The organism is Brasilonema sp. UFV-L1 (genome assembly GCF_012912105.1).
In the GTDB taxonomy this organism is placed as follows: domain Bacteria; phylum Cyanobacteriota; class Cyanobacteriia; order Cyanobacteriales; family Nostocaceae; genus Brasilonema.
The window spans coordinates 28,777-36,636 of the sequence record NZ_QMEA01000064.1; the positions used below are offsets into that span (position 1 = coordinate 28,777).

The following is a 7,860-nucleotide window of genomic DNA, read 5'->3' on the forward strand; positions in this document are numbered from 1 at the left end:
ACCTCAGCGGTGTCAACCTCAGCGGTGTCAACCTCAGCGGTGTCAACCTCAGCGGGGCTTCTTTGAATGGTTTTAACTTGAGGGGTGTGGAACTGAAGAATGCTAATCTCAGTAATGCTAATCTGAGTGGTGCTGACTTGAGTAATGCCAATCTGGGTGGTGCTGACTTGAGGAATGCTAATCTCAAGAATGCTAACTTGAAGAATGCAAAACTGATTGGAGTTAGTCTCAATGGCGCTTCTTTGCAGAATGCTGACTTAAGGGGCGCTAACCTAGATGTAGAGAGGCTACCGAATGACAACATCGTTGCGGATGCTGCTGACTACATGATGTGGGGAGATAATCGCTACAAAAAAAGTGACTACAGAGGTGCGATCGCATATTACAATAAATCAATTGAAATCGATGGAAATTATAAGGAAGCTTACGCCAATCGGGGTCTGGCTCAAAGCCAATTGCAAGATTATCAAGCAGCATTAGCAGATTACAACAAAGCGTTCTCAATCGATCCAAACTATGCCAAAGCATACAACAATAGGGGCATGACTCGCACAGCGCAACAAGATTATCAAGGTGCATTAGCTGATTTCGACAAGGCTATTAGCATTAACTCTAACTATGCAGAAGCTTACAATGGACGAGCAACAGTCCGTCTTATAAACAAAGAGTATGCGGCGGTAATTACTGATGCAACAGAAGCGATTCGCCTCGATCCTAAATTAGCTGCGGCATACAATAACAGAGGTTTAGCCCGGTTTGCCAATAAAGAGTACCAGATGGCTATTAAAGATTATGACAAAGCTATTGATAACTCTGAGCGCTGGGCTTGGGCATACTTTAACCGGGGACTCGCCCGCTATGCGAACAAGGAATATAAAGATGCCACTAAAGATTATGATCAGGCAATTGATATAGATAAAAACTACGTTGATGCTTACTATCAGCGAAGTTTAGCCCGCTTTGCCCGCCAGAAATATGAGGATGCGATTAAAGACTGCGATCGCGTGATTGCGCGCAATCCTAACTATGCCGAAGCATACGAAAATAAAGGTAACGCTTTCTTGGCTTTGAAAAAGAAAGCAGAAGCGAAGCAGGCTTTTGAGCAAGCTGCCAAAATCTATTCTCAAAAACAGGATAACACCAGCTTGCAACGAGTGCAGCAAACCATTGTTGGGATTTAGCAAAGTAGTGATTGTTAGGAAAAGAAGAAAAAGAAGATAGGTAATCTTAGACTGGGAAGGGAGTAATACAGCATGGAAAAATCAAAATAAAAATCCCCCACATTCCAACAAATCCAAGACTGGCTGTTAAAAATGTGAAGGACAAATATCCAACTACATGGAATTTATTTAGCTATCGAGAAAGAACTTTTGAACTTCTAAATTTAGTCTTCCCCATCGCAATTCTTTCCTTACATAGCTCAACCATATGTTGTGCTACAGTTAAGTAAACTGCAAAAAAAAGTGAAACAATTTGTCAGCTTGCTATTGGTGATGTTACTAGGAAAAAACTTACTGAACCGTAAACCCTTGAGGTCTTATTACGTCTTCTAAATCAGCACCTTGGAGATTTGCACCTAATATATTCGCGTTTGTTAGATTTGCCTTCTCTAAGTCCGCATCAAAAAGATTTGCTCTTTCTAAGTTGGCTCCTGTAATGTTTGCCTTGCCCAAATCTGCACCTTGCAAATTCGCACCAGCTAGGTTAGTTCCCTGTAAATTTGCTCTTTCTAAGTCAGCATTTTGCAAGTTCGCGTTCTCTAAATTTGCTGCTTGCAAGTTTGCATCTTTGAGTGTTGCTCCAATTAAATTGCACTGTACACATTCGTTGGTTTCTAGTAAATGCCTAACGTTTGTTGCTACAGATGTTATCGGAGCAGGTGTAGATGGCGTGGTTATAGATGGTGTTTGTGATTGAGCACTAGCACTGGGTTGCTCAAGCAGAGAAAATACTGCTACAAGTACTATAAAAACTGCAGTTACAAACCAGCTAGTTAATGTCTTTGAATTTGGTTTATTCATTTTTACTTCAGAGCCTTTGCTTTGATACAAACCACGACTGAACTGTCTACTGTTCACTTTAGATAAGTTGATCAATATAATCAAACATTATTTTTATTCAAATTTATAAATGAAAGTGATGAAAAAATCTTTTTATGGAAAGTGATTGATGGAGTCCCAGTAAATACCAAGTTGTGTTCAAAAAATTCACCCCGTCTGCAAAGGCGGGGTGAGGTGATACGTCTGAATGCAACGCGGGTATGAGTTGTATAATCGAGGAAATCGCGCTTAAATCTACACAGAAGCTCTCAACTGTTCCTCAGAAACCCAAGCACCGTGGAACCCATAGGGCACACGCTGAGGAATAATCACTCGTGCTATTGGTTTAGCTGTTATATCCTGAGCACTAACCACCACGAGTTCAGAAGTTTCTTTTGTAGTATCATGAACAAAAGTCACAAGCCAACCATCATCCTCTGCTTTTGCATTAGGACGTGGTGCAAAGACAGATTCACCACCATAACGTCCTTTTCCGAATTCATGGGTTTGCGATCGCCCTGTTTTGAAGTCGTACTTAATAATACCATCGAACACAAGTTGATCCTTTGGTAGTTTACCTGTATATCCATATCGCGTTTTTTGCCCCAACAAATTCTCATTGATACGGGGAAATTCTGAGGGCACATCATCCAGCATTTCCTCACTTACCTTACCTGTACTCAGATTAAACCGCCATTGATACAGACGGGGAATACCTGCTTCGGGATCAGGTTGTGAGTCAAGCGATCCCAAAACACTAGTGGAATTCATGCGACAAGCAATCAGCACCACCTCGTCGTCTTCCTCATAAGCGTTGAGAGTGTGGAAGACATAGCAAGCGGGAGTCTCAAACCAACGAATATTACTGTTATTGCCATAACGAGGAACAATACCAAAGCGACTCGGTTTATCGCGCTCAAACTTCATCTCAACCCGTTTTTTGCTTTTCGTATTGTAAATCAGCGGCAAATCCATGAAAATCGTGTAGTCTTCAGTGATGGCAAAATCATGCATCATCACTGCTGTCGGTATGTCAATCGGTTCTGTCTGCAAAAGTTCGCCTTGTGGTGAAACCACACCGTATTGCAGATACGGCGGTGCAAAGCCGTAACCAAAAAACATCATCTCACCTGTGAGTGGATCAACTTTAGGATGAGCAGTCATGGCTGAAACAAGTTTACCATCGTAAGTATGCTCACCAATAGTCTTTAACTCAGGAACCTTGATCGCGTAAGGTACACCTGCTTCCCACAAGGCCAAAAGTTGACCTGCATGCCACACAAGAGCAGTGTTAGCTACATTCTTAGTTGGTCCGTGAGGATTGTCCATTTGTACTGGTTCTAGTAATCCACTCCAAAGAGCTTTACCTGCTTCGTTCTCAATTTTCCATCCTTTTGTCCGCACATAGCGATTGCGATAGGTCGCTTTACCATTGCTAATTCGCACGCCATGCAACATGCCATCCCCATCAAACCAATGGTACTGTCCAATAGGTTTCCATTGGGGATTAGGACCATTGCGCACAAACATTCCTGATAAATCAGGAGGTAATTCACCTATGACTTGCAGGGTGTTTGTAGAGATTTCTTCATGTACTGGTGCAAAATTACCATCGAGAAAAGGATTGATTTGTGTTGTTGCCATGATTCCTGTCCAAGCTGAAATAAATAAGCCACTGCACTGCCTGAGGCATGTGGCGTTATGCTATCGGCACTTCGTTATCTTAGCCATAGCCCTACTCACTTTGCTGCCTACAGCACGCTGCGCTAACAAATTCAAAATTCAAAATCAAAATTCAAAACCATAACAAAACTTAAATATAAAAAATTTTTTGAATTTTGAATTCCTCCAAGGGGTTGACTAATGAGTAGTAACTAGTGACTAATGACTAGTGAGCAATTTAAAATTCCAATTGGTATGAGTCTGACTCTTTATTTCCTTCGTCACGGACAGACAGAATGCAGCCGTAATAATTTCTTCTGTGGTTCGGTAGATCCAGAACTGACCACAGACGGCTTGGAGATGGCAAAAGCTTTTGGTACTGCTTATAGTTCTACACCCTGGACGGCAATTTTTTGTAGTCCCATGACACGAACCATAGCGACGGCAAAACCTTTGTGTGACGCAATCGGGATGCAACCAGAACTGCGGGATGGCTTGAAGGAAATCAACTATGGCAAATGGGAAGGAAAAACACCAGAGGCAGTAAATCTAGAATTTCATGATGATTATATACGCTGGTTAGCAGATCCGGCTTGGTATGCGCCTACAGGTGGAGAAATGGCGATCGCCATCGCATCTCGTGCAACCCAAGTTATTGAAGAAATTAAGCATCGTTACACAAGTGGTAATGTTTTAATTGTTTCCCACAAAGCAACTATCAGAATTATGCTGTGCAGTTTGTTGGGAATTGATGTCGGGCGCTTTCGCTATCGTTTGGGATGCCCTGTAGGTTCGGTAAGTATTGTAGAATTTGGCTCACATGGTCCTCTACTCAAGGCGTTAGCTGACCGTACTCATTTTGATGAGCGGTTGCGTAATTTACCGGGAACTTAGCAGTTACGACTTAATAAGCACATTTTTTTCTTAGGCTTACACACCAACACCATCCAATACTTGTCGGTTAAAGATTATTGAGGTTCCACTAAACTCGGTTTCGCAAAAGTTACCGGGTTTCTAATTACCGTTAGTTCTGTTGATTTTGTCAATGATTGAGACATTCATCTGTTGAAAATCTAAAAAAAATCAAATCAAATATGAAGTTAAGATAAACTTTAGACTTGATTTCAAATAAAGGTTTTGCAAAATTATAGTATTTAGTCAACAATGAATGAACTGCTATAAAAAAGCAATTTTGACATCAAAGACTAAGGGCTTGCCTAAGAATGAATAATCAGACTGTTAAAGTTCCTTTCGTAGACCTTGCATTACAACATCAACCAATTCAAACTCAATTACAACAAGCAATTCAAGCTGTCATAGAACGGGGGGATTTTGTTTTAGGGCAAGCACTCAAAGAATTTGAAGCAGCTTTTGCGGCTGCGTCTGGAGCAGAATATGGAGTTGGTGTTGCTTCGGGAACTGATGCGATCGCCCTTGGTTTACAAGCTTGTAATATTGGTCCTGGAGATGAAGTCATTCTGCCAGTAAATACCTTTGTTGCCACATTAATTGGGGTGATACATGCAGGAGCAAAGCCAATTTTTGTAGATTGCGATCCACAAACAGCTTTAATTGATTTAGAAGCAGCAGCACGAGCAGTGACACCTCAAACTAAAGCCATAATTCCAGTGCATCTTTATGGACAAATGGTGTCACCACGGCAATTGTTAGACTTTGCCGACACTTTCAAAGTGTTGATTTTTGAAGATGCAGCACAAGCCCACTTAGCTGAACGAGAAGGATATCGCGCTGGTTCTGTGGGAAGTGCAGCAGCTTTTAGTTTTTATCCCAGCAAGAATTTAGGAGCATTTGGAGATGGCGGAATGTTATTAACGCGAAATCCAGATATTGCTCAAAAAATGTTACGCTTGCGGAATTACGGTGCAGCCCAAAAATACATTCACGTTGAAGCAGGTACCAATAGCCGCCTAGATACAATGCAAGCAGCGGTCTTACATCAGAAATTACCATATTTACCACAGTGGAATCGCGATCGCTTCAATGCAGCCCAGCACTACAATATTGAACTGGCACCTTTAGCATCAAGCGGACTTATCCCCATACAAAATCATAGCGGTGAAGGACACGTTTATCATCTTTATGTCATCAGAGTAGATGATTCTTGTGTCGTACAACGTCAGCAACTTCAAGAACAACTCACACAACTAGGAATTCAAACTGGCGTTCACTATCCAATTCCTTGTCATCTCCAACCAGCATTCATCCACCTGGGTTATCAAGTCGGGGACTTTCCCAATGCTGAAATGCTGTCGAGGCAAATACTATCCTTGCCCATGTATCCTGGTTTAAGTCATAGCCAAGTTCAGGAAGTCGTTTCAGCAATCACATCAAGCCTGAGTACTCAAGAACAAAAGGTGCTATGCATTTGACATAAAAATGTCATAATAAGTTGTGAATTATGAATTCAAATCAGACTCAGAATTCAGAATTCATAACTTAGAAAAATCATCATTAATAATTCATTTTTATAAAAAATATGCAAATTCAGCGTCAGTTTAAAAATGCCAATACCAAACAGTTGATTCCACTCGCAATATTAGCTATATTGCTGCTGCTTTACGCTCCTATATTACTGTATTGGACAGAAGGTTGGATCAAAAAAAGTATCAGCATCGAACACGAATATTTTAGCCACGGTCTTATTGGTTTACCCTTTGCTGCATACCTTTGTTGGTTGAACCGAAAAAAGTGGCAAAGACTAGCAGATATTTCCCATCCTTTTGGTGTGGTGTTGTTAGTAGTAGGAGGAGTTTTTTATCTGAGTGGTGTGAGTGAGTTGGTCAACATTTCCTTTCCAGCTATACTGACAGGATTGTGCTTATGGCTGAAAGGAATTCCTGGCTTAAAATTGCAAGGATTTCCTTTAATACTAGTGCTTCTTGCAACACCAACATCAGTTCCTTACCTAATCACTCCCTACACATTGCCCCTACAAAGTTTCATCGCAGGTACTGCTGGCTTTATACTCAGTCAGCTTGGTATGCAAGTCACTGTCGATGGAATTAATATATATGTAGGGGGAAGAATTGTAGAAGTTGCACCCTACTGTGCAGGGCTAAAAATGCTATTTACAACTATCTATGTTGGCTTGATGCTCCTTTATTGGACGGATGCTTTATCTTCGGGCCGCAAAAGCATTTGGTTTTTATCTGTTGCAGTCTTAATTAGTGTTGTTGCCAACATTGTTCGCAACACATTACTCTCCTTCTTTCACGGTACAGGACAAGAAGGGGCTTTTCATTGGCTGCATGATGGTTGGGGTGGTGATTTGTATTCTGCAGTGATGCTACTTTCATTGGTACCGACTCTGAATTGGATTGATAAATATTTTTCAGAAGTCTCAGGGTAAAATTTAGTCCAAGTACCGTAAACTTCGCCAATGATTTCCTTTGCTAAATTTTTCAAGGAGCACCAGTTTTCTCAAGTCATAGCACTTTTGTTGCTATTGCTACTATTATTTATAGGAGCAATTCCTGGTTATCTGACAGGACGCTGGGAATGGCGGGAACTACCACGATTGACTAGTCTCCAGGAGTTGAAACATTTACGTCAAAAAGGGTTGATCCTTCCTGGTTGGCAAACCATAGAACAGCGAGAACAACAAATAGGGGAAGGCAAATGGTCTTATCAACTGATTCAAAAAAAAGGCAATAAAACCAAAGCAATTCTGCTTTTGCTACCACAAACAGGAGCTAGAGATCAACCTCTAGTGGAGTGGACGGAAATAAACAGCCTTTGGCAGTGGCAGATAGCTCAGTTCCGCTCTGCTGATTTTACAGTGAAATCACAACGAGCAGAGTCAAATGCTGCTGAAACAAAAGTACAAGCGAGGTTCTTTCGTGCCTCAACAAAAAATCAGCAGACTTTCGCTGTTTTGCAATGGTACGCTTGGTCTAATGGGGGTCATTCATCACCTTTATCGTGGTTTGCCGTTGATCAGGCAGCACAGTGGCACAGAAAACGCGCTCCTTGGGTTGCTGTCAGCATTCTCATTCCAATGGAACCATTGGGGCAAGTGGAAACAACTTGGAATGAAGCGAAATCTCTCGGTCAAACAGTGCAAGCTGCTTTGATAGCAGGTCCTTTATAAGGAAAGCTGGCTGAAAACCCTTGAAGAACAGGCACTACGTGCCGTATT

The 7,860-nt window shown here is 41.5% G+C and carries 7 protein-coding genes; 5 read left to right on the forward strand and 2 right to left on the reverse strand.

Translation table 11 applies throughout. The features are described 5' to 3' along the window. Window positions 1–1,181, forward strand: a 1,181-nt coding sequence (locus DP117_RS19025) for a tetratricopeptide repeat protein (RefSeq protein ID WP_211176197.1), incomplete at its 5' end; no start/stop codon positions are given. 330 nt (window positions 1,182–1,511) lie between these two features. Here the strand turns inward: DP117_RS19025 and DP117_RS19030 are convergent. Then, window positions 1,512–2,021 carry a pentapeptide repeat-containing protein gene (locus tag DP117_RS19030; RefSeq protein WP_169219837.1) on the reverse strand — a complete coding sequence of 170 codons (510 nt, stop codon included), beginning with the start codon at window positions 2,019–2,021 and terminating at the stop codon, window positions 1,512–1,514. A 273-nt stretch (window positions 2,022–2,294) separates the two neighbouring features. Next, window positions 2,295–3,683, reverse strand: coding sequence for a carotenoid oxygenase family protein (locus DP117_RS19035; RefSeq protein WP_169219838.1), 1,389 nt, complete (start codon window positions 3,681–3,683; stop codon window positions 2,295–2,297). A gap of 273 nt (window positions 3,684–3,956) precedes the next feature. Between DP117_RS19035 and DP117_RS19040 the strand changes: the two genes are divergently transcribed. The 4 genes from DP117_RS19040 (at window position 3,957) to DP117_RS19055 (ending at window position 7,812) form a co-directional block, all read left to right on the forward strand. Further along, window positions 3,957–4,595: a histidine phosphatase family protein gene (locus tag DP117_RS19040; RefSeq protein ID WP_169219846.1), complete on the forward strand. Its 639-nt coding sequence runs from the start codon at window positions 3,957–3,959 to the stop codon at window positions 4,593–4,595. Window positions 4,596–4,924: 329 nt separating this feature from the next. Beyond that, complete coding sequence (locus DP117_RS19045) at window positions 4,925–6,091, forward strand: DegT/DnrJ/EryC1/StrS aminotransferase family protein (RefSeq protein WP_169219839.1); 1,167 nt, start codon at window positions 4,925–4,927, stop codon at window positions 6,089–6,091. Between the two features lie 107 nt (window positions 6,092–6,198). Further along, window positions 6,199–7,071, forward strand: coding sequence for a cyanoexosortase B (crtB, locus tag DP117_RS19050; protein WP_169219840.1), 873 nt, complete (start codon window positions 6,199–6,201; stop codon window positions 7,069–7,071). Between the two features lie 30 nt (window positions 7,072–7,101). Then, complete coding sequence (locus tag DP117_RS19055; protein WP_211176198.1) at window positions 7,102–7,812, forward strand: cyanoexosortase B system-associated protein; 711 nt, start codon at window positions 7,102–7,104, stop codon at window positions 7,810–7,812. Window positions 7,813–7,860: the final 48 nt, after the last annotated feature.